The following is a 20,704-nucleotide window of genomic DNA, read 5'->3' as shown; positions in this document are numbered from 1 at the left end:
CCATGCATCGCCGTTCCATCCTGATGGGCAGCGCCGCCCTGGCTGTGCCCACTATCGCCCGCGCCGCCAATGTCGAAGTCACCGTGCTGTACAGCCAGCCTGGCCTGTACAAGGAAGCGCACGAGACGATCGTGCGCGAGTTCGCCAAGCGCGAGCCCAGCATCACCGTCCGCCTGTTGGCGCCCACTCGCGCCTATGAGGAAGCGGCGAGTGCCGTGCTGCGCGGCGCCGTGACCAACTCCATCCCGGACGTGGTCTATAACGGCACCAACCTGCTGCACCTGTTCGTGGACCGCCGCCTGGCCGTGCCGCTCGACCCCTATATCGCCGCCGATGAGGGTTTTGCCCGCGACGGCTATATCCCGGCGATGCTGTCGACCGGGCATCTGGGCGGCCACCAGTATGCGGTGCCCTTCGCGCTCTCCACGCCCATCACCTTCTACAACGAGCAACTGGTGCGCCGCGCGGGCCTCGACCCCGATGCGCCGCCGGCCGACTGGCCCGGCATGCTGGACTGGGCGCAGCGCATCACCGCTCTCGGCGCACCCGCCAAGGGCATCGACATCAAGTGGCAGACCACCGGCAACTACCTGTTCCAGGCGCTGCTGTTCTCCCATGGCGGCAAGCTGTTGAGCGAGGACGGCAAGCGCGTGGGCTTCGACAGCCCGGAGGGCCTGCGCTCCTTCCAGCTGCTGCGGGAGATGGTGACGCGCGGCGGCATGGCTGACGCCACCGCCGAGCAGGCGATGCAGGACTTCATCGCCGGCAATATCGGCATGCACCTGACTTCCTCGGCCAACCTCAACACGCTGATGGCGCAGATCGGCGAGCGCTACACGCTGCGCACCGCGCCCTTCCCGGTGCCGAACCCCGATGCGCGCATCGTCTCCGGCGGTGCGGCGGCCACCCTGTTCTCCCGCACCGAGGACAAGCGCCAGGCGGCCTACAAGTACATCCGCTTCGCCACCGGCCCGATCGGCCAGACCATCATGGTAAACCACATCGGCTACCTGCCGTGCAGTCGGGTTGCCATCGAGACGCCGGAGCTGCTGGGCAACTACTACGCCCGCGACCGCAACACCCGCACCAGCCTGTCGCAGCTGCCGCGTGCTACAGGCTGGCTGGGCTTCCCGGGGCCGAACAGCCTGAAGGCCATCGATGCGGTCTATGCCGCGATGGAGGCCACCGTCGCCGGCCGCTCCACGCCCGAACAGGCGCTGGCCCGCTCGGTCGAGCAGGTCAACGCGCTGCTGCCGCGCTGATGCGACGGACCCTGCTGCTGGGGGCGTGGCTGGTGGTCGCGGCATGGTTCGCCGCGATCCTGGCCGCGCCAGAGGAAATGGGCACGCTGCGCGACCTGGCGCTGGCGAGCTCGGAGCCCGGCCTCGCGCTGTTGCTGCAGGCGCGCGCGCCATGAGTGACACGGCCCTGCCCATCTACATGCAATTGGCCCACCAGATAGGCAGCGAGATCCGCGCCCTGTACCGCCCCGGAGAGCTGCTGCCCTCCGAGGGCACGCTGACGAAGCGCTTCGGCGTGAACCGCCACACCCTGCGCCGCGCCATCGCGGAGCTGGTGCAGAACGGCCTGCTGGAAAGCCGCAAGGGCGTCGGCAGCTATGTGCTCGACACCGGCATCGAGTACCCGTTGCAGCCCAGCACGCGCTTCACTTCCACGCTGATGGAGCTGGGCCACAGCACCGATACGCGGGTGCTGGAACTGGCCGAGGACCGTGCCGAGGGCGGCGTGGCCCGCGCGCTGCGACTGGGGGAGGGCGCGCCGGTCTTCCGGCTGGAGACGCTGCGCTCGGTTGATGAGCGGCCCTTCTGTCTCATCACCCATTTCATGCCGGCCGCCTGCTGCCCGTACCTGGCGACGGAATACAGGGGCGGTTCTCTGCATGGCTGGCTGAAGGAGCAGCACGGCCTGGCACTGCGCCGGGTCAGCAGTGTCATCAGTTCCATCATGCCGCGGGGCAATGACGCTCGGCTGCTGGGCATCGGCAGTCGTCAGCCGGTGCTGCGGGTGAAGAGCCTCAACGTCTCGGCCGCCGACGCCACGCCGGTGGAATACGCGCTGACCCGCTTCCGGGGCGACCGCGTGCAGCTTTCCGTCGATTTCTGATTGGTGACAACGCAAAGCCCGCCCTGGGCTTAGCGAAGGTTTTTCCCGCGATTTCCCCGCGACCGGCCTGTGGTGAGTTGCCCCCGGTTGCAGACACAGGAGAAGCACCATGTCCGTCCAGACCGATCTCGGCCTGCTGGAATTCGCCCCCGGCCCCATCGGCGGCCCACTCGCCTGGCGCGCCGCCGACCTCGAGCGTGACCAGAGCTGGATCCATCGCCTGAATGCCGAGGAGATCGCCGAGCTGGAGGCGGCCGCCGCCGCCAGCCGTCACATCGACATCCTGGCCCTGCGCCGCGAGGATTTCCCGCTGCCGGGCCTGGCACCCAAGATCGCAACCCTGCGCAGCGACATCCTTAACCGCCTGGGCTTTGCCTACATGCGCGGCCTGCCGGTCGAGCGCTACGACACCGAGACGCAGATGCGCCTGTATTTCGGCCTGTCGCTGCATCTGGGCGACGTGGTGCCGCAGAACCGCAACGGCCACATGCTCGGCCATGTGATCGACATCGGCACTTCGCCCGATGACGTGAACAAGCGCCTGACCCAGACCAATGCCGAGCTCGCTTTCCATTCCGACAGCTGCGACGTGGTGGGGCTGATGTGCATCCACACCGCGAAGGAAGGCGGGGCCAGCGCGCTCGTCAGCGCCATGGCCATCCATGACGAGATGATGCGCACCGCCCCCGACCTGTGCCGCGCCCTGTATGAGCCGCTGACCTGCGACCGCCGCGGCGAGGTGCCGGCCGGCAAGCAGCCCTGGATGCGCATCCCTCTGTTCATGTGGCAGGACAACACCTTTACCGGCTACGCTCCGCTGGAGGCCTATCTGCAATCCGCCCGCCGCTTCGAGGAAGCGCCGCCGATGACGGAACGCCAGTGGCAGGCCATGCGGATGTTCCTGGACCTGTGCAACTCCGACGAGTTCTGCGCGCGCATTCCCTTCGAGCCCGGCGATTTCCAGTTCGTACAGAACCATGTGGTGTTCCACGCTCGCACCTCCTTCACCGACTGGCCGGAAGTCGAGCGCAAGCGGCACCTGATGCGTATCTGGCTGTCCCTGCCGGATGGGCGTGAGCTGCATCCGGCCATCGCAGAGCGCTGGGTGAACATCACGCGCGGCAGCGTCCGCGGCGGGGTGAATATCCCTGAGCGGCGCGCGCTGAACATTCCGCTGAACCCGCTGACGCCGGCTTTCGCTTAAGGTTTCGCCGCGCGCAGCTCTGCCGCCAGCAGGCGCAGGGCTGCGTCCGGCACCTGATTGGCCCGCAGCACTAGGCAGATCGGCCTGGTGAGAGCGGGCGAGAGCGGCCGCGCCACCAGTTCAGGGTGCGGAACGCGCGCTGCCATGCCAGGCACGATGGCGCAGCCGAGCCCTGCCGCCACCAGCTCCCGGATCGCGGCGATGCTGTCGAACTCCATGCCCGGCACCACGCCGTGGCCGCCTTCCTGGAACCAGCGGTCCACCAGGTTGCGCGTCACGCTGCCCCGGGCGTGCAGCAGCAGCGGATGCGCAGCCAGATCGGCCGGCGAGAGTGTTTCCGGCAAGGCGTCGGCCAGCGGGTGGGGCAGCAGGGCCATCAGCGGGTCATGGAACAGCAGTTCCGCCACCAGGCTGGTGGGCACCTCGTCGGGCCCGCCGGTCACCAGGGCGGCGTCCAGCGTGCCTTCCATCAGCGCCTGCAACATGGGAGCGGTGTTGCCGGTACTGACGGCGATCTCGACGCCGGGCAGGGATTGCCGCACGCGGCGCAGGCGCTCCGGCAGGAAGTAGATGCAGGCGGTGGCCCCGGTGCCCAGGCGGATATGCCCGGCATCGCCCGCACGGAAGCGCGTGCCGGTTTCCTGCAGGTGGGTCAGGGCTGCCATGACCTCCCGCGCGGGTTCCAGCAAGGCCTGGCCGGCGGGGGTGGGGTGCAGCCGCGTGCCCACCTTCTCGAACAGGCGCACGCGCAGCTGGCCTTCCAGTTCACGCAGTTGCTGGCCCACGGCGGGCTGGGTCAGGCCCAGGTTGCGCGCGGCGGCGGCGACGCTGCCGAGCTCGACAGTGACCAGAAAGGCCCGGATCTGGCGCAGGGTGAGGCCGTGCATGGGTGCTGACTACCATCAGCCGTTTGCCGGCGCACTCCCGCGCCAGGGCTTTGCGTACAGTGAAGCTTTTCCTTCTTGTGGGAGACGTGCAGCAGGCGCGACATCACCACCGATGGCCCTGAGGCCGAGGAGCGACGATGAGCGAGACGATGATGGCGGCGGCGCTGGGCCGCCCGGTGATCAGGCCTGTGGCGGCCGGGGACATGGCGGCGATCGCCGCGATCTATGGCCACCATGTGCTGCACGGTAAGGCCTCCTTCGAGACGGAAGCGCCGGACACCGAGGAGATGACGCGCAGGCGCGATGCGTTGCTGGAGAAGGGCTACCCCTATCTGGTCGCCGAACTGGATGGCGAGGTGGTGGGCTACAGCTATGCCAGCGCCTATCGCCCGCGCGCGGCCTATGGGGCCACTGTGGAGAATTCCGTGTACCTGCGCGTCGACCGGGCGGGGCGGGGCATGGGTTCGATGCTGCTGGGCGCGCTGATCGAGGCCTGCGTGGCGCGTGGCTATCGGCAGATGATCGCGGTGGTGGGCGACAGCGCCAATCAGGCTTCGGTGCGGCTGCACCTAAAGCATGGTTTCGAGATGGTCGGCACGCTGCGCAACGTGGGGCGCAAGCATGGCTGTTGGTTGGACACTGTGCTGTTACAGCGCGTCTTGGCGTCTGATTGAGGCCAACCATCCGATACAGGGTCTGGCAGCGTGATGGCTTAGATTTTTCTCATTGGAGCAAGCCCTGCTGCTGGTGCGCACTGCACTTGCCATCCATGGCCAGGCGCGCTTCGAGCTGTGGCGGGATCCCGGGGCGCCTCTATACGGCTGGCCACGGCGTGCCGCTGAACCAGTCCAGAGTTCAGGAAAGCGGTTCAGCGGGGTTCAGTTGCTGCAACCCTCCAGCCAGCCCTTAAATCGCGGGTCCCTCCTGGGCCTCCGTCTATACGGGGCACAGTCGCGCGCGCATTCGCTAGTCAGCCGTTGCAGGGAGGGTGCAAGGGGGCTGTTGCAGGGCGGCTGGGTGCAACGCATGCGGTGGCCGCGTGACTTGCTGAGATGAGGGGCATGGACGGAACCGGCGCATTAGGGCTGTTCGGTCGCGAGAGTGAAGCTCAACTCAGGCGCTGATTGCCCGTGATCGCGTTGTCTCGGCTACCCGGGCGCCGTGAGCCAGATAACGCCCGCGTCGCCTGTAACCGACAAGCGACGCCATGCATGGCCATTCCAGGGAGTCCGTCGAGAGCCCGCAACCAAAACGCATGCCAGCTAGAGCATCCTCGCGGACTGCTCGTAATCTACTGAATTTAAAAAGGAAAACCCTGGCGCACCCGAAGAGATTCGAACTCCTGACCCCCAGATTCGTAGTCTGGTGCTCTATCCAGCTGAGCTACGGGTGCTTGCCTTGGGTGGCGCCTATTTGGCTGAGGAAGCGTTCGGGCGCAACCCACCTGCCGCCAAATTATGATGGGTTTTTTGCAGAGGCCCCATGCGGCAAGGTGGCTTGCCAAGAATAAGGGGTTCCGGTTGCCCGGAACCCCCTGAAAGAACGGCGCTTTCGGCGAATCAGCCGGCCAGCTTCTCCAGCTCCCGCACGATGGCCTCGCCCATCACGGCGGTGCCGACGCGCGCGCGGCCGGTCTGCATGATGTCGGCCGTGCGCAGGCCGGACTGCAGCACACGCTCGATGGCCTGCTCGATCAGCGCCGCATCCTCCTCCATGCCGAAGGAGTAGCGCAGCAGCATCGCGAAGGAGAGCAGCTGCGCCGACGGATTGGCGATGCCCTTGCCCGCGATGTCAGGCGCAGAGCCGTGGATCGGCTCATACAGCGCATGGCGCTTGCCGCTGGGCTGCACGGCGCCGAGCGTGGCGGAAGGCAGCATGCCGAGCGAGCCGGTCAGCGCCGCGGCCAGGTCGGACAGCACGTCGCCGAACAGGTTGTCGCCCAGGATGACGTCGAACTGCTTCGGGCGGCTGGCCAGCTGCATCGCGCAGTTGTCGGCGTACATGTTCTCGAGCTCGACATCGGCGTATTCCGCCTTGTGGATCTCGCCCACCACGGCGCGCCACAGGCGGCCGGACTGCATGACGTTCGCCTTCTCGACGCTCGTCACCTTGTTGCGCCGCTTGCGGGCCAGGTCGAAGGCGACACGCGCCACGCGGGCGATCTCGTCCTCATGATAGATCTGGGTGTCGAAGCCGGTGCGCTTGCCGTCGGCGCCCGTGGTCACGCCGCGGGGCTCACCGAAATACACGCCGCCCGTGGTCTCGCGCACGATCATGATGTCGAGGCCGGAGACGAGGTCGGCACGCAGGGCCGAGGCCTCGGCCAGCGGCTCCATCACCACCGCCGGGCGCAGGTTGGCGAACAGCTGCAGCTCCTTGCGCAGGCGCAGGATGCCGAGCTCGGGGCGCTGCTCGAAGGGCAGGCTGTCCCACTTGGGGCCGCCCACGGAACCGAACAGCACCGCATCGGCCGCCTTGGCGCGGGCGACGGTGGTGTCGGAGCAGGGGGTGCCCTCCGCGTCGATGGAGATGCCGCCAACGAGGCCTTCCTCGACGTCGAAGGAGACGGCGCGGCGGGCCTGCATCCAGTCCATCACGCGACGGACCTCGCCCATGACCTCAGGGCCGATGCCGTCGCCGGGCAGGATCAGCAGTTTCTTGTTGGCGGACATTCTGTTTCCTTCAGGCAAACAGCCAGGGCGCCGCGGCGCGGCGCTTGGCTTCATAGTCGTCGATGGACGGGGCGTGCTGCAGCGTCTGGCCGATGTCGTCCAGGCCGTTGAGCAGGCAATGGCGGCGGAAGGGGTCCACCTCGAAGGGGATTTCCTCGCCGTTCGGGCGCACCACCACCTGGCGCTCCAGGTCGATGGAGATGCGGGCGTTGGAACCCATCTTCGCGTCTTCCATCAGCTTCTCGCAGATCTCACGCGGAAGCTTGATGGGCAGGATGCCGTTCTTGAAGCTGTTGCCGTGGAAGATGTCGGCGAAGTCCGGCGCGATCACGCAGCGGATGCCGAAATCGAGCAGCGCCCAAGGGGCATGTTCGCGCGACGAGCCACAGCCGAAATTCTCATAGGCGATGAGGATCTCGGCCTGGCGGTAGGGTTCCTGGTTCAGCACGAAATCCGGGTTCTCGGAGCCATCCGCCTTGTAGCGCATGTCCGCGAACAGGTTCTTGCCCAGGCCCGAGCGCTTGATGGTCTTGAGGAAGCGCGCGGCGATGATCTTGTCGGTGTCGACATTGGCCATCGGCAGCGGGGCGGCGACGCCCGTGAGCGTGGTGAAAGCCTTCATCAGACGAGCTCCCTCACATCGGCCAGATGGCCCGTGACGGCGGCGGCCGCCGCCATGGCCGGCGAGAGCAGGTGGGTGCGCCCACCGGGGCCCTGGCGGCCTTCGAAATTGCGGTTGCTGGTGCTGGCGCAGCGCTGGCCCGGCGTCAGCTTGTCCGGGTTCATGCCGAGGCACATGGAGCACCCGGCCTCACGCCATTCGAAGCCGGCGTCGAGCAGGATCTTGTCCAGCCCTTCCTGTTCTGCCTGCTGCTTCACCAGGCCCGAGCCCGGCACCACCATGGCGCGCACGCCCGGGGCCACGCGGCGCCCCTGCGCGACGGCGGCGGCGGCGCGCACGTCCTCGATGCGGGAATTGGTGCAGCTGCCGATGAACACGACATCGACCTTCACATCCGTCAGCTTCTGGCCGGGGACGAGGCCCATGTAGTCCACCATGCGCTGCATCTGCGCGCGGCGGGTCTCATCGGTCGCGCTGGCGGGGTCAGGCACCGTCGCGGTGATCGGCAGCACGTCCTCGGGGCTGGTGCCCCAGGTGACCTGCGGCACGATGGTCGCGGCGTCGAGGGTGACTTCCTTGTCGAACACGGCACCCGCGTCGGAAGGCAGCGACGACCACCAGGCCACCGCGCGGTCCCAGGCCTCGCCCTTCGGCGCGAAGGGGCGGCCCTGCACGTAGTCGAAGGTGGTCTGGTCCGGGGCCACCATGCCGGCGCGCGCACCGGCCTCGATGGACATGTTGCACACGGTCATGCGGCCGGCCATGTCGAGCGCACGGATGGCCTCACCCGCGAATTCGATGACGTGGCCGGTGCCGCCGGCGGTGCCGATCTTGCCGATGATGGCCAGCACGATGTCCTTGGCGGTGCAGCCGGCGGGCAGGGTGCCGTTCACCGTCACGCGCATGTTCTTGGCCGGCTTCTGCAGCAGCGTCTGGGTGGCCATCACGTGCTCGACCTCGGACGTGCCGATGCCGAAGGCCAGCGCGCCCAGCGCGCCGTGGGTCGAGGTATGGCTGTCGCCGCACACCAGCGTCATGCCCGGCAGGGACAGGCCCTGCTCGGGGCCGATGACATGGACGATGCCCTGACGCACGTCATCCAGCGGGATGTAGGGCACCCCGAACTCGACGACGTTCTTTTCGAGGGTCGCGATCTGCAGCGCGCTCTCAGGCTCGTTCACCGCGGTCAGGCGGTCGGCGCTGGTGGGCACGTTGTGATCGACCACGCCGATGGTGGCATCGGGGCGGCGAAGCTTGCGGCCAGCGGCACGAAGCCCCTCGAAAGCCTGGGGGCTCGTGACCTCATGGATGAGGTGGCGGTCGATGTAGAGCAGCGAGGTCCCGTCCTCGAGCGTCTCGACCACATGCGCGTCCCAGATCTTGTCGAATAAAGTGCGGGGCTTCTCGGCCATGGCGTTTCCTGGCTAGTGGCTGTCGTTGATTGGCTTACGGACGCAATCAACCATTCGTCGGACAAAAGAAAAAGGGGGCCGGCAGTGCCGACCCCCCTTTGAGAACAGAAAGGCCGCGCATGGCGGCCCTTCCGAAATCACTCGGCGGTGGTTGCGGCAGGCGCCGCGCTGGACCGCAGGCCCATCTTCTCGGCGATGCGAGCAGACTTGCCGGTGCGGCCGCGCAGGTAATACAGCTTCGCGCGACGGACCTTGCCGCGGCGGACCACCTGGATCTCGGCCAGCGACGGGGAATACAGCGGGAACACGCGCTCCACGCCCTCACCGTAGGAGAGCTTGCGGACGGTGAAGTTGCTGTGCACGCCCTTGTTGGAGCGCGCGATCACCACGCCCTCGAAGGCCTGGGTGCGGATACGCTCGCCTTCCTTCACGCGCACCATCACGCGCAGCGTGTCGCCCGGCGCGAAATCAGGCACGGCGCGGGCCGCGAGGAGCTTCGCCTGCTGTTCGGCGTCGAATTGCTGAAGAAGGTTCATCGTCACAGTCCTTGTCGAGCCGCGGCGTATAGAGGCAGTCGGAGCCCCGCGCAAGCCCGTATTTTGCGGTTTTTAGGAATGCTGTCCGCGGTTGGCCAAAAAAGCGTTCCAGAGGTCCGGGCGGCGGCTTTCCGTCACTTTTTCGGCCTGCTCACGGCGCCAGCGGGCGACCTCGGCGTGATTTCCGGACAACAGAACGGAAGGGATCTCACGCCCGTTCCATTCGGCCGGGCGGGTGTATTGCGGGTATTCCAGCAGCCCGGCGGAGAAGCTTTCCTCCACCGCGCTGTCGATGCCGCCCATCACCCCCGGCAGCAGCCGGATGCAGGCGTCGAGAATCGTGAGCGCCGCCAGTTCCCCGCCCGACAGCACGGCGTCGCACAGCGACACCTCCTGCATGTTGCGGGCCTCGATCACGCGCTGGTCCATGCCTTCGTACCGGCCGCAGAGGATGACGAGGCCGGGGCCGTCCGCCCATTCGCGCACCCGCGCCTGGGTCAGCGGCGTGCCGCGCGGGGTCATCACCAGCAGGGGGCGGTCGCCGGGGTTGGCGGCCTCGATGGCGGCGTCCAGAACATCCGGGCGCAGCACCATGCCCGCACCGCCGCCGGCCGGGGTGTCGTCCACCTGGCGGTGGCGGCCGAGGCCGTGCTCGCGGATCTGCCGGGCCTCCATGCGCCACACGTCGTCACGCAGCGCGCGCCCGGCGAGCGACAGGCCGAGCGGACCGGGGAACATCTCCGGGAACAGCGTCAGGACGGTGGCGTGCCAGGTCATTCCTCAGCTTCGCCTTCAGGAGGCTTCACCTCGGTCTCCAGCGGCGGGTCTACGGTGATGCGGCCGGCCTTGATGTCCACCACCGGCACGGCGGCCAGGGTGAAGGGCACCAGCCGTTCCGGCGGGCCGGACAGCGTCAGGAACGCGCCCGCGCCGTGATCGTCCACCGCGCGCACCTGGCCCAGCGGCTTGCCGTCGGCCGTGAAGGCCTGCAGGCCCACCAGGTCGGTCAGGTAGAACTCGTCCGCCTCGGGTTCCGGCAGGCGGTCGCGCTCGACATACAGCTTGGTGCCGGTCAGCGCCTCGGCTGCGTTGCGGTCGGCAACACCCTGGATCTGCACCAGGTCGGCACCGCGCGGCGACAGCACATATTCCCGCCCGCGCTCGTCGCGCAGCGGGTTGTAGCTCTCGATCGGCGCCTCGCAATGGGCCTTGAGACGAAGAAGGCCGCGCACGCCATGTGCGCGGCCCAGTTCGGCCATCAGAATGAGCGATGGCATCAGGCGTTCAGCCGGCGGCTGCGGCCGCGCGCTCCTGCGCCTTCTTCTTCGGCAGGTTCTGCTTGGTCTGCTTCGGCATGAAGGGGGCGGGGGCCAGGCCGGCCTTGCCCAGGAAGCGGGCCACGCGGTCGGTCGCGACGGCGCCGTTGCTCAGCCAATGCGTGATGCGCTCATTGTCCAGGCGCACGCGCTCGGCGTGGTCGGTCGCCAGCATCGGGTTGTAGCTGCCCACCTTCTCGATGAAGCGGCCGTCGCGCGGGCTGCGGCTGTCGGCCACCACGATGTGGTAGTAGGGGCGCTTCTTGGCGCCGGCGCGGGCCAGGCGGATCTTCAGGGACATAGAATTACTCCGTTCTCTAGAAAGGTCGTTTGTTACCAAGGCCGGGGATGAGGGAGCCCAAACCGCCCCGCATCAGCCCCTTCTGGCCGAGCTTGTTCATCCGCTTCATCATCGCGGACATGTCGTCGAACTGCTTCAGCAGGCGGTTCACATCCTGCACCTGCACGCCGCTGCCGGCCGCGATGCGCTTCTTGCGCGACGCCTTGATGATGTCCGGCGCGCGGCGTTCCTTGGCGGTCATCGAGGAGATGATCGCCGCCTGGCGCTTCAGGATGCTCTCATCCAGGTTGGCGCCCGCCATCTGCTGCTTGATCTTGCCGACGCCGGGCAGCATGCCGAGGATGCCCTGCAGCGAGCCCATCTTGCCGATCTGCTCCAGCTGCTTCGCGTAATCCTCAAGGGTAAAGATACCCTTCTGCATCCGGGCCGCGAGCTTCTCGGCCTCGGCCTGGTCGATCGTCGCGGCGGCCTTTTCGACCAGCGAGACGATGTCGCCCATGCCCAGGATGCGCCCGGCGATGCGCTCGGGGTGGAAATCCTCAAGCGCGTCGAGCTTTTCGCCCGCGCCCAGCAGCTTGATCGGCGCGCCGGTGACGGCCCGCATGGACAGGGCCGCACCGCCGCGCGCATCGCCATCGACGCGCGTCATGACGATGCCGGTGACGCCCACCTTCTCGTGGAACTCACGCGCGGTGTTCACCGCGTCCTGGCCGGTCATGGCATCCACGACCAGCAGGGTTTCGTGCGGGGTGGCGAAGCGCTTGACCTCGGCCACCTCGGCCATCAGGGCCTCGTCGATCGCGAGGCGGCCGGCGGTGTCGAGGATGACAACGTCGTACAGTTCGCGCTTGGCGGTATCGAGCGCGCGGGCCGCGATTTCCAGCGGGGTCTGGAACGGGATGATCGGCAGCGAGGTGACGCCGGTCTGGTTCGCCAGCGTTGCCAACTGCTGCTGGGCGGCCGGGCGGTGCACGTCGAGCGACGCCAGCAGCACCTTCTTGCGGTCGCGGTTCTTCAGCCTGAGCGCGATCTTGCCCGAGCTGGTCGTCTTGCCCGAGCCCTGCAGGCCCACCATCAGGATGGCCACGGGGGCAGGGGCGTTCAGGTCGATGCCGGTTGGCGCGCCGGCGCCGCCCAGGGCCTCGACCAGCGCATCGTTCACGATCTTCACGACCTGCTGGCCGGGGGCGACCGAGCGGATCACCTCCTGGCCCACGGCGCGCTCACGCACCTTGTTGATCAGGTCACGGGCAACGGGCAGTGCCACGTCGGCTTCCAGCAGCGCCACGCGGACCTCACGCAGGGCGGCGGACACGTCCTCCTCGGACAGTGCGCCGCGGCCGCGCAGGCGGTCAAAGACCGCGGTCAGCTTGCCGGAAAGGCCTTCGAACAAAGGGCACTCCAAACGATATCGCGCCGCTGCGCGAATCTCGCGGAGCGGCGGGGCGACCCCACCATGGGGCGGCCTTCAGCGGGCATGGGCCCACGGGGGCGGTGGATAGGCGCGTTGGGGTGGGGGAGTCAAGCGGGGCGTAGTGATCTTCTTTTTCTGGAGAAAAAGAAGCAAAAAGACTTTTGCAAGTGGGCGGATCGCCAGAGACAAAGGTGTCACTTCACCCCTGGCGCCACATCAAATTAGTAGAAGTTTTTTGGTTCTTTTTTCCAAAAAAGAACGTTCTTTCAGGCCGCCTGCCCGGGCGCCTTCACCTCCAACCCATACCCGTCCATCAGCCTTTGCCCCAGCGCATCCGCACCCTTCCAATCATAGGTGCGATAGCTGTGCCCGCGCGTCACATACTGCCCGCCGGCATAGAACATCTCATATTGCAGGTGCCGGCTGGCGAATTCGCTGCCCACCGCGTCCCAGCACAGTTTCAGCAGCTTCACGCGCTCCTCGCCGCTCATCGCGGGCGAGATCTGCGTCAGGGAGATCAGCCGCGCCAGATCCTGGTTCGCGAAATCCTCGACGGAGGAAGGCAGCATCAGCATCGCGCCGCCGGCCAGGTCGCGGATGGCGGCGACGATCTGCGGGTAGGTCTCCTGGCTCTGTACCTGCGCGGCATAGAGCAGGTGCTTGTTCGGCATCCAGTAGCCGTTCACCAGCTGGCCCGCGGCCTCCATGCCATAGACCATGCCCTCGATGATGGCGGCCAAGGACGCCAGCTTGCCCAGCTGCTCCCGCACGGCGGGGAAGTTCACGGTGCCGATCGTGCGCGCCACGCCATGGGCGAGGCCCACCAGGAAGCGCAGCTTCACCGAGAGCCGGATCTGCGCCTGGTAGTTCTGGTAGACGTGGGCGAAATTGTCGTGCAGCTGCGCGCGGCACATGTCGGTGTTGCGGTGGATGAACACGCGTTCCCACGGCACCTTCACGTCGTCGAAGAATATCAGCGCGTCGTTCTCGTCGAAGCGGTAGCTCAGCGGATTGTCGTATTCGCTCAGCGCGTGCGCCTCGAAGGATTTGCGGGAGAGCATCTTCATGCCCTTCGCATTCATCGGCAGCGCGCAGGAGAAGGCGAGATGCTCCTCGCCCGGCTTCAGCGGCTGGCCGGAGCCCACGAAGATCTCATTGGCCATGATGGCGCTGGTGGCGAACAGCTTGGCACCCCGGATGGTGATGCCGGCGCTGTCCTCGTCCACGATGCGGGCCACCATGTCCTCGGCGCCGGCGCCCTGGTCGCCGAAGGCCTTGGAGCGGTCACCCTGCACGTTGTTGATGACATAGGTGAGGAAGATGTCGTTGCGGCGGGCATCCTCGTACCAGCCCCGGAAGGCCTTGGCGCGCCTGGGGTCATAATCCTCCAGCACCTGGATGCCCATGTACTGGGCGGAGACGGAGGAAGCCACGTGGTCGGGAGAGCGGCCGAGGAAGCCGCAGGTGAGTTCCGCCCATTCCACCAGCGCCTTGCGGCGTTCCACCATCTCCTCATAGCTGCGCGGGTGCTGCCAGGCGCGGTTGACGCGGCGGCCGGGTTCCAGCTCGAAGGTCATGCGCTCGATGTTCGCGGGTGCGGCCTGGTGGTCGTAGAGCATGGCGGCGGAGGCCACGGCATTGCGATAGGCGGGGGCGAGGCTGACATCGCCCACCAGCTTGCCATCCAGATACACCGCGCGGCCGTCGCGCACGCTGCGCAGGTGCTCCGTGCCGTTCTTCACCATGGTCATGCCGCGCGTGCCCTCTGTCCGTTTCGGATGAGTGTAAATACCTTTGTTAGAAAGCTAAATCAATCTGAATGCGCCGTCGGCGGGTCGGACAGGCCCAGATGCCCGCGCAGGGTCGTGGCGGTGTAGGCGGTGCGATACAGCCCGCGCGCCTGCAGGATCGGCACCACCTGGTCCACGAACTCCACCACGCTGGTGGGCGACAGGGCCGGCAGCAGGTTGAAACCGTCCGCGGCCCCGTTCAGGAACCAGTCCTGCATCACGTCGGCCACCTGTTCGGCCGTGCCCACCACGGTGTTGTGGGTGTTGCCGATGGCCGTGCTCTCATACAGCTGGCGGATCGACCAGTTGTTGCGCTTGGCCAGGTCATGGATCAGCTTGGCCCGGGTCGCGAGCGGCTTGTCCTTGCGCAGTTCCGGCACCGGGCCGTCGATGTCGTGGTCCGACAGGTCGCCAAAGATGGCGCTGAGGTAGCGCAGCCCCACCTTGGGGTCGATCAGCTTCTGCATGGCGCGGAAGCGGTCGCGGGCCTCCTGCTCGGTGGCGCCGATCACGGGAAGCAGTCCGGGCATGATCTTCATGTCGTCGCGCTCGCGGCCGTATTTGGCCATGCGGGACTTCAGGCCCTCATAGAAGCGCTGGGCATCCTCGATGCGCGGCTGCACGGAATAGACGACGTCGGCGGTGCGGGCCGCCAGCTCCTGGCCTTCCTCGGACGCACCGGCCTGGATGATGATGGGCCGCCCCTGCACCGAGCGCGGCGTGCCGAGCGGCCCCTTCACGCGGAAATGCTTGCCGACATGGTTCAGCGTGCGGACGCGGGCGGGGTCGAACAGGTATCCGCTGGCGCGGTCATACACATAGGCGTCGGGCGCCAGGCTGTCCCACAGGCCCAGCACCACATCCACATATTCCTCCGCGCGCTCATAGCGCGTGGATTTGTCGAGGATGGAGGAGGATCCGAAATTCTCCGCCTCCTCGTCCTGGAAGGAGGTGACGACGTTCCAGCCGGCCCTTCCCTTGCTCAACAGGTCCAGCGAGGCAAAGGAGCGCGCGGTGTGGAAGGGCGTGCCGAAGGTGGTGGAGGTGGTGGCGGCGAGGCCCACATGCTTCGTCAGCTGCGACAGCGCGGAGAGCAGCGTCACGGGCTCGAAGCTGCCGCGGCTCGTGCGGCCGGTCACACCCTTGGGGATGTCGATCATGGTGAAGGTCAGGAAATCGGCCAGGAACACCATGTCGAACAGGCCGCGTTCCGCGACCTGGGCCAGGTTCAGGTAGAAGCCGAAATCATTGATGCCGTCGGGCGGGACGGAGGGATCGAGCCAGGCGCTGTGGTGATAGCCGTGGCCGGCCATGGAAAGGCCGAGCCTGATCTGCTTTGCGGGCCGTTCCATCGCCTCAACCTCCTGCGGTACAGGGGCAGGCTAGGCGCTGATTAGCTTTCTTGTAAAGGTAAGAAAGTTTCCTACTTGGCGCCGGCGCGCCGCCGGGCCGGCAGCACATCGCCGGTCGCGGCCGGCTGGACGTCCGCGGTTTCGGCCAGATAGCGCTGGAAGGCCACCGCCTGCTCGGAGGAGGCGACGACCTTGTCCACCAGGCGCAGCAGCTCGTGGAACTCATCCGAATCGAGCGTGCCGAACTGGATGTCGTTCACCTGGCGCTGGCGCGGCGCGAGCCGGCGCAGCAGGTCCCGCCCGCTGGCCGTCACGCTGAGGCGGACGCGACGCCGGTCGATCGGGTTCTCATCCTTCGCGACCAGCCCCTGCTGCGCCAGCTTGTTCGTCACGGTGGTGACGAAGGCGCCGCTGAGATGCAGGTGGTCGGCCACGGTGCGCACGCTGACATCGCCCTGGTGCGACAGGTGATTGATGGAGATCAGCACCGTGTATTCGACGCCAGCCAGGCCGATCACGGCGCCATGGCCGTCCCGCACGGCCTCATGCCGGGCGCAGAAGGCCAGCAGGCTGTGCACCAGGCGGCGGAAGACGAAGTCAGAGCCGTCCACGAGCAATTCGGGTCGCGATACCGTGAGCGCGGCCGCCGCTGATTCCGGCGCGGCGGCGGGCTTGCGGCGAGGGCGGGCGGTGCCACTGTTCCGGGCCGGCTTCAAGATCGGGATTCTCCTGGTCGGCCAGCGCCCCGCGAGGCGATCATGCCCATGACTTCACAACGATATCTGACGATTTCGGCCGGCCGCGTCAATGTCGGGATGGCAACGGGTTCAAGCCAGGCCGCGGCGCGGCGCCGTGTTCGATTTTCAAAATAGCTAACTTGACGAGCAATATCCGTCCCGGCCATGCTGCTATCGCCCGAAGGAAGCCGCCCGACAAGTGCGCGGCAGGTGGACGGGCGGGGCGCCATCACGACTCTCAAGCCACCGCTGTCTCCAGTGGGTGGGAAAGGATCGTCCTGCGCATGCATAGCCCTCTATCACGCCGCGCCTTCCTGGGCACCGGTCTTTCCCTGCCCGCGCTGGCCCCGGGTGCCGCGATGGCCCAGGCTTACCCCGATCGCTCACTGCGGCTTATCGTGCCCTTCACGCCCGGCGGCACGGTCGATCTGGTCGGCCGCCTGGTGGGCAACAAGCTTTCGCAGAATATCGGCCAGCCCATCGTGATCGAGAACCGGGGTGGTGCCGGCGGCGGCATCGGGTCGGTCGCCACGGCGCGCTCGGCACCTGACGGCTACACCTTCATGGTCGGCTCGACCTCCACCGTCAGCATCCTGCCGCAGATCAATTCCCAGGCCGGCTACGACCCTGAGCGCGATTTCACCGCCCTCAGCCAGGCCGCCTATGTGCCGCATGTGCTGGTCATCAACACCGACATCCCCGCCCGCAACCTGACGGAGCTGGTCGCCTGGGCGAAGCAGGACGGGCGTGGCCTGGCCATGGGTTCCAGCATCGGCACCCCGCATCACCTGGCGGCGGAGCTGCTGCACCAGTCCACGGGCGTCGAGGTCATCCATGTGCCGTTCCGCGGTGGTGGCGAGACCCATGCGGCCCTGGTGTCCGGCACCATCCAGGCCTCCTTCGTCGAGCTGTCCGTGGCGGCGCCCCACATGGCCAGCGGCCGGCTGCGCGCGGTGGCCATCGCATCGCGCGAGCGCGTGCCCAGCCAGCCCGACCTGCCGACCATCATCGAGCAGGGCTATCCGAATTTCGAGATCACCTCCTGGTTCGGCTTCTTCTTGCCGAAGGCGACCCCGGCCGGCATCTCGGCCAGGCTGGGCGAGGAGGTCATCAAGGCCACCCGCGACCCCGAGGTGACGGAGCGCCTGACCACCGTGGGTGCGACGGTCGTCGCGAGCCGCCCGCCCGAGTTCGAACAGTTCATCCAGCGGGAGCGCGCCAAATGGGCCGTGGCCATCCGCGCGCTGAACATCACCGACAGGAGCTGAACTTGGGTTCCAAACTGCTGATCACGGGCGGCGAGGAGGCAGCATTCGAGGCCGCCTTCGCCTCCGGCGCCACCGCCATCGCGCTGGACCTGGAGGACACGGTGCCCGACGCGCTGAAGGACGCGACGCGGGCGCTGGTGCCTTCCTTCCTGGCGCGGGGCCGGGCGAAGGGCTGCCATGTGGGGGTGCGGATCAGCGCGTTGTCGACCCATGACGGGCTGCGGGATATCCTGATGCTGCAGCAGATGGCCGAGCAGCCCGACTCCCTGGTGCTGACCATGGTGGAAAGCCCCGCGGAACTGGTGCTGCTGGACGAGTTGCTGTCCGGCCCCTGTGCCGGCCTGCCGCTGAACGTCATCATCGAGACGCCGCGCGCCATCGCGGCCGTCGATGAGATCGCCCGGGCCTGCAGGCGCGTCGAGGCACTGTCCTTCGGCGGCAAGGACCTGTCCAAGGCGCTGGGTGCCAAGCGCGAGTGGGAGCCGCTGTATTACGCCCGCAGCCGCGTGGTGAACGCCGCGCATGGCGCGGGCATCGGCTGCTATGACGAGCCCTTCCACCCCCGCGACGACCTGGAAGGGCTGCGCCTGAACTGCGAGCGGGTGAAGGCCATGGGCTTCACCGGCAAATCCACCACCGACCCGCGCCACCCCCGCGTCATCAACGGCGTGTTCGGCTGAAACAGGCGGTGCGATGCGCGCCGCGCCATGCAGCCATACCCGCGCGCCGTCTACGCCGGGCCCGCCTTAGCGGCGATCCTGGCGGCAGTATCGGGGTACTGCCGCCATGAATTCAGCCACTGTCGCCGGCGCCGCGCCGCGCACCCATTTCGCCGTCCTGCTGGTGCTGGCGCTGACCCATCTGCTGAACGACCTGATCCAGTCGCTGATCCCGGCGGTGTACCCGATCATCAAGGACGCCTACGGGCTGGATTTCGTCCAGATCGGCATGATCACCCTGACCTTCCAGGTCGCGGGCTCGCTGTTCCAGCCGGCCGTGGGCTACTACACCGACAAGCACCCGATGCCCTATTCCACCGTGGTCGGCATGATGTTCACGCTGTCCGGCCTGGTCTGCCTGGCCTATGCGTCCAGCTACCCGCTCATTATCGTCTCGGCCGCCTGCATCGGGCTCGGTTCCTCGATCTTCCACCCCGAGGCGACGCGCATGGCGCGCAATGCCTCGGGCGGACGGCACGGCTTCGCGCAGGGGCTGTTCCAGGTGGGCGGGCAGGCGGGCGGCGCGCTGGGGCCGCTGGCGGCGGCCCTGTTCATCGTGCCGCATGGCCAGGGCAGCCTGGTGTGGTTCGCCTCCGCGGCGCTGCTGGCCATTTTCCTGATGGTCTGGATGGCGGGGCACCACAGCGCGATCCGCCGCCAGGTGGCGGGTGCGCGCAAGGCCGGGCCCACGCAGTCCCCTTACTCCACCGGCACCATCGTCGTGGGCATCACGGTGCTGATGCTGCTGATGTTCTCCAAGAACGCCTACAGCGAGAGCTTCCGCTCCTTCTACACCTTCTACCTGATGGACCGCTTCGGGGTGTCCATCCAGTTCTCGCAGATGATGCTGTTCGTGTTCCTGGTGGCCTCGGCCGGCGGCGCGCTGTTCGGCGGCATGATCGGCGACCGCATCGGGCGCGACCGGGTGATCTGGATCTCGGTGCTGGGTCCGCTGCCGCTGACCCTGATGTTGCCTTATGCCGACCTGTTCTGGACCGGCGTGCTGAGCATCATGATCAACGTGATCATGGCCAGCGCCTTCGCCTCCATCATGCTGTACGCGATGGAGCTGGTGCCGGGCCGGGTGGGGCTGATCGGCGGTCTGTTCTACGGGCTGAACTTCGGTCTGGGCGGGATCGCGGCGGCCATACTGGGCGGGCTGGCGGACACGATCGGGATCGAGAGGGTGTATAACCTGTGCTCGTTCCTGCCGCTGGTGGGGCTGCTGGCGTGGTTCCTGCCGAAGATACGGCGAGGGTAGGAGGGGCGGGGCCGGGACCGTAGCGGCCCTGGCCCCCTAGGAGTTGGCGCCACACCCTGATGGCCTTGACGTTAGTATTAAAAATGGCGCCCGCTTATCCAGCAGAGGCGCCAACTGATATCAGGTGGAGTTTGAGGGGCAGCGCCCCTCAATGGGGAGCAAAGCCCCCGTTCAGTGCCGCCCCAGCAACACCAGCACCACCCCCGCCACCACGATCAGCGCGCCGACGCGTTCCGTCAGGCTCGTGCGCTCCTTCAGGTAGAACCGGCTGGCGAGCAGGGTGAAGAGGATCTCCACCTGGCCCACCGCGCGCACCATCGCCACCGGCGCCAGCGCGAAGCCCGAGAACCAGCAGGCGGAGCCGCTGGCCGAGAGCGCGCCCACCCACATGGAATCCTTCCAGTTGGCGAAGACGCGGCGCACCTCGCCCGGTTCGCGCCACAGCATCCAGCTGCCCTGCATGATGGTCTGCATGCCGTTGATGACCACGAGGCACACCAGCGCCTTCAGCACCGGGTCATCGCCGTCCAGCGCGATGTTGGCGGATTTGATGAAGATGGAGCAGATGGCGAAGCAGCTGCCGGCACCGATGCCCAGCAGGGCCCCGCGCTGCAGGCTGGCCTCTATGAAGGCGCCGACGGAGAAGCCCTTGCCGGCGAAGGAGAGCGTCAGCACCCCCGACACGCTCAACGCGATGCCGGCCCAGGAGAGGGGGGAGAGTGTCTCCCCCAGCAGGAACAGGGCGATGAAGGCCGCCTGGATGGCCTCGGTCTTGGAATAGGCGGTGCCGACCGCGAAGCCCCGGCTGTCGAAGCTCATGATCAGCAGGTTGGTGCCCAGGATCTGCCCCAGCCCGCCCAGCATGCAATAGAACAGGAACAGCGGCGTGAAGCTGCCGAAACTGCCGCCGAACAGGGCGAGGTAGGTGCCCAGGATCACGAACCCCGCCGGCACGCCGTAGAGGAAGCGAACCACCCCGGCCCCGTTCACGGAAAGCTTGCCGCGCAGCTTCTGCTGCTTGGCGGTCCGCCAGGTCTGGAACCCGGCGGCGGAGACGGTGAACAGGATCCAGGGCGGTATCATTTTTAT

21 protein-coding genes and 1 tRNA gene are annotated in these 20,704 nt (G+C 67.3%); 8 read left to right on the top strand and 14 right to left on the bottom strand.

Features of this window, described 5'->3' with window-relative positions; translation table 11 throughout:
• Positions 1 to 2 precede the first annotated feature (2 nt).
• The 4 genes from EOD42_RS19880 to EOD42_RS19870 all read left to right on the top strand — a co-directional run bounded on the left by EOD42_RS19880 (position 3) and on the right by EOD42_RS19870 (position 3,328).
• The gene (locus EOD42_RS19880) at positions 3 to 1,262 is read left to right on the top strand and encodes an ABC transporter substrate-binding protein (RefSeq protein ID WP_127789328.1); all 1,260 of its coding nucleotides are present in this window, start codon (positions 3 to 5) and stop codon (positions 1,260 to 1,262) included.
• The gene (locus EOD42_RS26040; RefSeq protein ID WP_164868030.1) at positions 1,262 to 1,417 is read left to right on the top strand and encodes a hypothetical protein; all 156 of its coding nucleotides are present in this window, start codon (positions 1,262 to 1,264) and stop codon (positions 1,415 to 1,417) included. Before EOD42_RS19880 ends, EOD42_RS26040 begins: the two co-directional genes overlap by 1 nt.
• Positions 1,414 to 2,124 (top strand): phosphonate metabolism transcriptional regulator PhnF, encoded by a 711-nt coding sequence (phnF, locus tag EOD42_RS19875; RefSeq protein ID WP_127789327.1) that lies wholly within the window; start codon positions 1,414 to 1,416, stop codon positions 2,122 to 2,124. The genes EOD42_RS26040 and phnF overlap by 4 nt, the downstream gene beginning before the upstream one ends.
• 109 nt (positions 2,125 to 2,233) lie before the next feature.
• Complete coding sequence (locus tag EOD42_RS19870) at positions 2,234 to 3,328, top strand: TauD/TfdA family dioxygenase (RefSeq protein WP_127789326.1); 1,095 nt, start codon at positions 2,234 to 2,236, stop codon at positions 3,326 to 3,328.
• Here the strand turns inward: EOD42_RS19870 and EOD42_RS19865 are convergent.
• Positions 3,325 to 4,215: a LysR family transcriptional regulator gene (locus EOD42_RS19865; RefSeq protein ID WP_127789325.1), complete on the bottom strand. Its 891-nt coding sequence runs from the start codon at positions 4,213 to 4,215 to the stop codon at positions 3,325 to 3,327. The two genes, EOD42_RS19870 and EOD42_RS19865, sit on opposite strands and share 4 nt — an antisense overlap.
• A 137-nt stretch (positions 4,216 to 4,352) precedes the next feature.
• Between EOD42_RS19865 and EOD42_RS19860 the strand changes: the two genes are divergently transcribed.
• Entirely contained in the window at positions 4,353 to 4,889 is a 537-nt protein-coding gene (locus EOD42_RS19860) for a GNAT family N-acetyltransferase (protein ID WP_240655221.1), read from the top strand.
• Between the two features lie 642 nt (positions 4,890 to 5,531).
• On the opposite strand, the gene EOD42_RS19855 is transcribed toward EOD42_RS19860, so the two are convergent.
• The 12 genes from EOD42_RS19855 to EOD42_RS19800 all read right to left on the bottom strand — a co-directional run bounded on the left by EOD42_RS19855 (position 5,532) and on the right by EOD42_RS19800 (position 16,346).
• A tRNA-Arg gene (locus tag EOD42_RS19855) sits at positions 5,532 to 5,608 on the bottom strand.
• 166 nt (positions 5,609 to 5,774) lie between these two features.
• Entirely contained in the window at positions 5,775 to 6,887 is a 1,113-nt protein-coding gene (leuB, locus tag EOD42_RS19850; RefSeq protein WP_127789324.1) for a 3-isopropylmalate dehydrogenase, read from the bottom strand.
• Positions 6,888 to 6,897: 10 nt separating this feature from the next.
• Entirely contained in the window at positions 6,898 to 7,509 is a 612-nt protein-coding gene (gene leuD / locus EOD42_RS19845) for a 3-isopropylmalate dehydratase small subunit (RefSeq protein ID WP_127789323.1), read from the bottom strand.
• Positions 7,509 to 8,921: a 3-isopropylmalate dehydratase large subunit gene (gene leuC, locus EOD42_RS19840; RefSeq protein WP_127789322.1), complete on the bottom strand. Its 1,413-nt coding sequence runs from the start codon at positions 8,919 to 8,921 to the stop codon at positions 7,509 to 7,511. The genes leuD and leuC overlap by 1 nt, the downstream gene beginning before the upstream one ends.
• 137 nt (positions 8,922 to 9,058) lie before the next feature.
• Positions 9,059 to 9,457, bottom strand: coding sequence for a 50S ribosomal protein L19 (rplS, locus tag EOD42_RS19835; RefSeq protein WP_127789321.1), 399 nt, complete (start codon positions 9,455 to 9,457; stop codon positions 9,059 to 9,061).
• Positions 9,458 to 9,529: 72 nt separating this feature from the next.
• Positions 9,530 to 10,234: a tRNA (guanosine(37)-N1)-methyltransferase TrmD gene (trmD, locus tag EOD42_RS19830; protein ID WP_127789320.1), complete on the bottom strand. Its 705-nt coding sequence runs from the start codon at positions 10,232 to 10,234 to the stop codon at positions 9,530 to 9,532.
• On the bottom strand, positions 10,231 to 10,734 hold the full coding sequence (gene rimM, locus EOD42_RS19825) for a ribosome maturation factor RimM (RefSeq protein ID WP_127789319.1): 504 nt from the start codon (positions 10,732 to 10,734) through the stop codon (positions 10,231 to 10,233). The genes trmD and rimM overlap by 4 nt, the downstream gene beginning before the upstream one ends.
• Before the next feature lie 7 nt (positions 10,735 to 10,741).
• Positions 10,742 to 11,074, bottom strand: a complete 333-nt coding sequence (rpsP, locus tag EOD42_RS19820; RefSeq protein WP_127789318.1) for a 30S ribosomal protein S16 — start codon at positions 11,072 to 11,074, stop codon at positions 10,742 to 10,744.
• A gap of 16 nt (positions 11,075 to 11,090) precedes the next feature.
• Positions 11,091 to 12,467 (bottom strand): signal recognition particle protein, encoded by a 1,377-nt coding sequence (gene ffh / locus EOD42_RS19815; RefSeq protein ID WP_127789317.1) that lies wholly within the window; start codon positions 12,465 to 12,467, stop codon positions 11,091 to 11,093.
• A gap of 287 nt (positions 12,468 to 12,754) precedes the next feature.
• Entirely contained in the window at positions 12,755 to 14,239 is a 1,485-nt protein-coding gene (locus EOD42_RS19810; protein ID WP_206020404.1) for a 4-hydroxyphenylacetate 3-hydroxylase family protein, read from the bottom strand.
• A gap of 59 nt (positions 14,240 to 14,298) precedes the next feature.
• Entirely contained in the window at positions 14,299 to 15,630 is a 1,332-nt protein-coding gene (locus EOD42_RS19805; protein WP_127789316.1) for an LLM class flavin-dependent oxidoreductase, read from the bottom strand.
• Between the two features lie 71 nt (positions 15,631 to 15,701).
• A complete protein-coding gene (locus EOD42_RS19800; RefSeq protein ID WP_127789315.1) occupies positions 15,702 to 16,346 on the bottom strand; it encodes a MarR family winged helix-turn-helix transcriptional regulator in 645 nt (214 codons plus the stop codon).
• A gap of 305 nt (positions 16,347 to 16,651) precedes the next feature.
• On the opposite strand from EOD42_RS19800, the gene EOD42_RS19795 reads away from it, so the two are divergent.
• The 3 genes from EOD42_RS19795 (at position 16,652) to EOD42_RS19785 (ending at position 19,615) form a co-directional block, all read left to right on the top strand.
• Complete coding sequence (locus EOD42_RS19795) at positions 16,652 to 17,635, top strand: Bug family tripartite tricarboxylate transporter substrate binding protein (RefSeq protein WP_127789314.1); 984 nt, start codon at positions 16,652 to 16,654, stop codon at positions 17,633 to 17,635.
• 2 nt (positions 17,636 to 17,637) lie between these two features.
• On the top strand, positions 17,638 to 18,315 hold the full coding sequence (locus EOD42_RS19790; RefSeq protein WP_164868029.1) for an HpcH/HpaI aldolase/citrate lyase family protein: 678 nt from the start codon (positions 17,638 to 17,640) through the stop codon (positions 18,313 to 18,315).
• Positions 18,316 to 18,421: 106 nt separating this feature from the next.
• On the top strand, positions 18,422 to 19,615 hold the full coding sequence (locus EOD42_RS19785) for an MFS transporter (RefSeq protein WP_127789312.1): 1,194 nt from the start codon (positions 18,422 to 18,424) through the stop codon (positions 19,613 to 19,615).
• A gap of 171 nt (positions 19,616 to 19,786) precedes the next feature.
• On the opposite strand, the gene EOD42_RS19780 is transcribed toward EOD42_RS19785, so the two are convergent.
• Complete coding sequence (locus tag EOD42_RS19780) at positions 19,787 to 20,698, bottom strand: EamA family transporter (protein WP_127789311.1); 912 nt, start codon at positions 20,696 to 20,698, stop codon at positions 19,787 to 19,789.
• Positions 20,699 to 20,704 lie beyond the last annotated feature (6 nt).

This window comes from Rhodovarius crocodyli, assembly GCF_004005855.1.
Lineage (GTDB): Bacteria > Pseudomonadota > Alphaproteobacteria > Acetobacterales > Acetobacteraceae > Rhodovarius > Rhodovarius crocodyli.
The sequence above is the reverse complement of the archived record's forward strand: the minus strand, read 5'-3'. Positions and strand labels throughout refer to the sequence as shown.

What these genes read in the sequence shown, in the direction of transcription:
- EOD42_RS19880 (WP_127789328.1), top strand. Translation starts at nt 3, where the DNA reads ATGCATCGCCGTTCCATCCTGATGGGCAGCGCCGCCCTGGCTGTGCCC.
- EOD42_RS26040 (WP_164868030.1), top strand. Translation starts at nt 1,262, where the DNA reads ATGCGACGGACCCTGCTGCTGGGGGCGTGGCTGGTGGTCGCGGCATGG.
- phnF (WP_127789327.1), top strand. Translation starts at nt 1,414, where the DNA reads ATGAGTGACACGGCCCTGCCCATCTACATGCAATTGGCCCACCAGATA.
- EOD42_RS19870 (WP_127789326.1), top strand. Translation starts at nt 2,234, where the DNA reads ATGTCCGTCCAGACCGATCTCGGCCTGCTGGAATTCGCCCCCGGCCCC.
- EOD42_RS19865 (WP_127789325.1), bottom strand. Translation starts at nt 4,215, where the DNA reads ATGCACGGCCTCACCCTGCGCCAGATCCGGGCCTTTCTGGTCACTGTC.
- EOD42_RS19860 (WP_240655221.1), top strand. Translation starts at nt 4,353, where the DNA reads ATGAGCGAGACGATGATGGCGGCGGCGCTGGGCCGCCCGGTGATCAGG.
- leuB (WP_127789324.1), bottom strand. Translation starts at nt 6,887, where the DNA reads ATGTCCGCCAACAAGAAACTGCTGATCCTGCCCGGCGACGGCATCGGC.
- leuD (WP_127789323.1), bottom strand. Translation starts at nt 7,509, where the DNA reads ATGAAGGCTTTCACCACGCTCACGGGCGTCGCCGCCCCGCTGCCGATG.
- leuC (WP_127789322.1), bottom strand. Translation starts at nt 8,921, where the DNA reads ATGGCCGAGAAGCCCCGCACTTTATTCGACAAGATCTGGGACGCGCAT.
- rplS (WP_127789321.1), bottom strand. Translation starts at nt 9,457, where the DNA reads ATGAACCTTCTTCAGCAATTCGACGCCGAACAGCAGGCGAAGCTCCTC.
- trmD (WP_127789320.1), bottom strand. Translation starts at nt 10,234, where the DNA reads ATGACCTGGCACGCCACCGTCCTGACGCTGTTCCCGGAGATGTTCCCC.
- rimM (WP_127789319.1), bottom strand. Translation starts at nt 10,734, where the DNA reads ATGCCATCGCTCATTCTGATGGCCGAACTGGGCCGCGCACATGGCGTG.
- rpsP (WP_127789318.1), bottom strand. Translation starts at nt 11,074, where the DNA reads ATGTCCCTGAAGATCCGCCTGGCCCGCGCCGGCGCCAAGAAGCGCCCC.
- EOD42_RS19810 (WP_206020404.1), bottom strand. Translation starts at nt 14,239, where the DNA reads ATGACCATGGTGAAGAACGGCACGGAGCACCTGCGCAGCGTGCGCGAC.
- EOD42_RS19805 (WP_127789316.1), bottom strand. Translation starts at nt 15,630, where the DNA reads ATGGAACGGCCCGCAAAGCAGATCAGGCTCGGCCTTTCCATGGCCGGC.
- EOD42_RS19795 (WP_127789314.1), top strand. Translation starts at nt 16,652, where the DNA reads ATGCATAGCCCTCTATCACGCCGCGCCTTCCTGGGCACCGGTCTTTCC.
- EOD42_RS19785 (WP_127789312.1), top strand. Translation starts at nt 18,422, where the DNA reads ATGAATTCAGCCACTGTCGCCGGCGCCGCGCCGCGCACCCATTTCGCC.
- EOD42_RS19780 (WP_127789311.1), bottom strand. Translation starts at nt 20,698, where the DNA reads ATGATACCGCCCTGGATCCTGTTCACCGTCTCCGCCGCCGGGTTCCAG.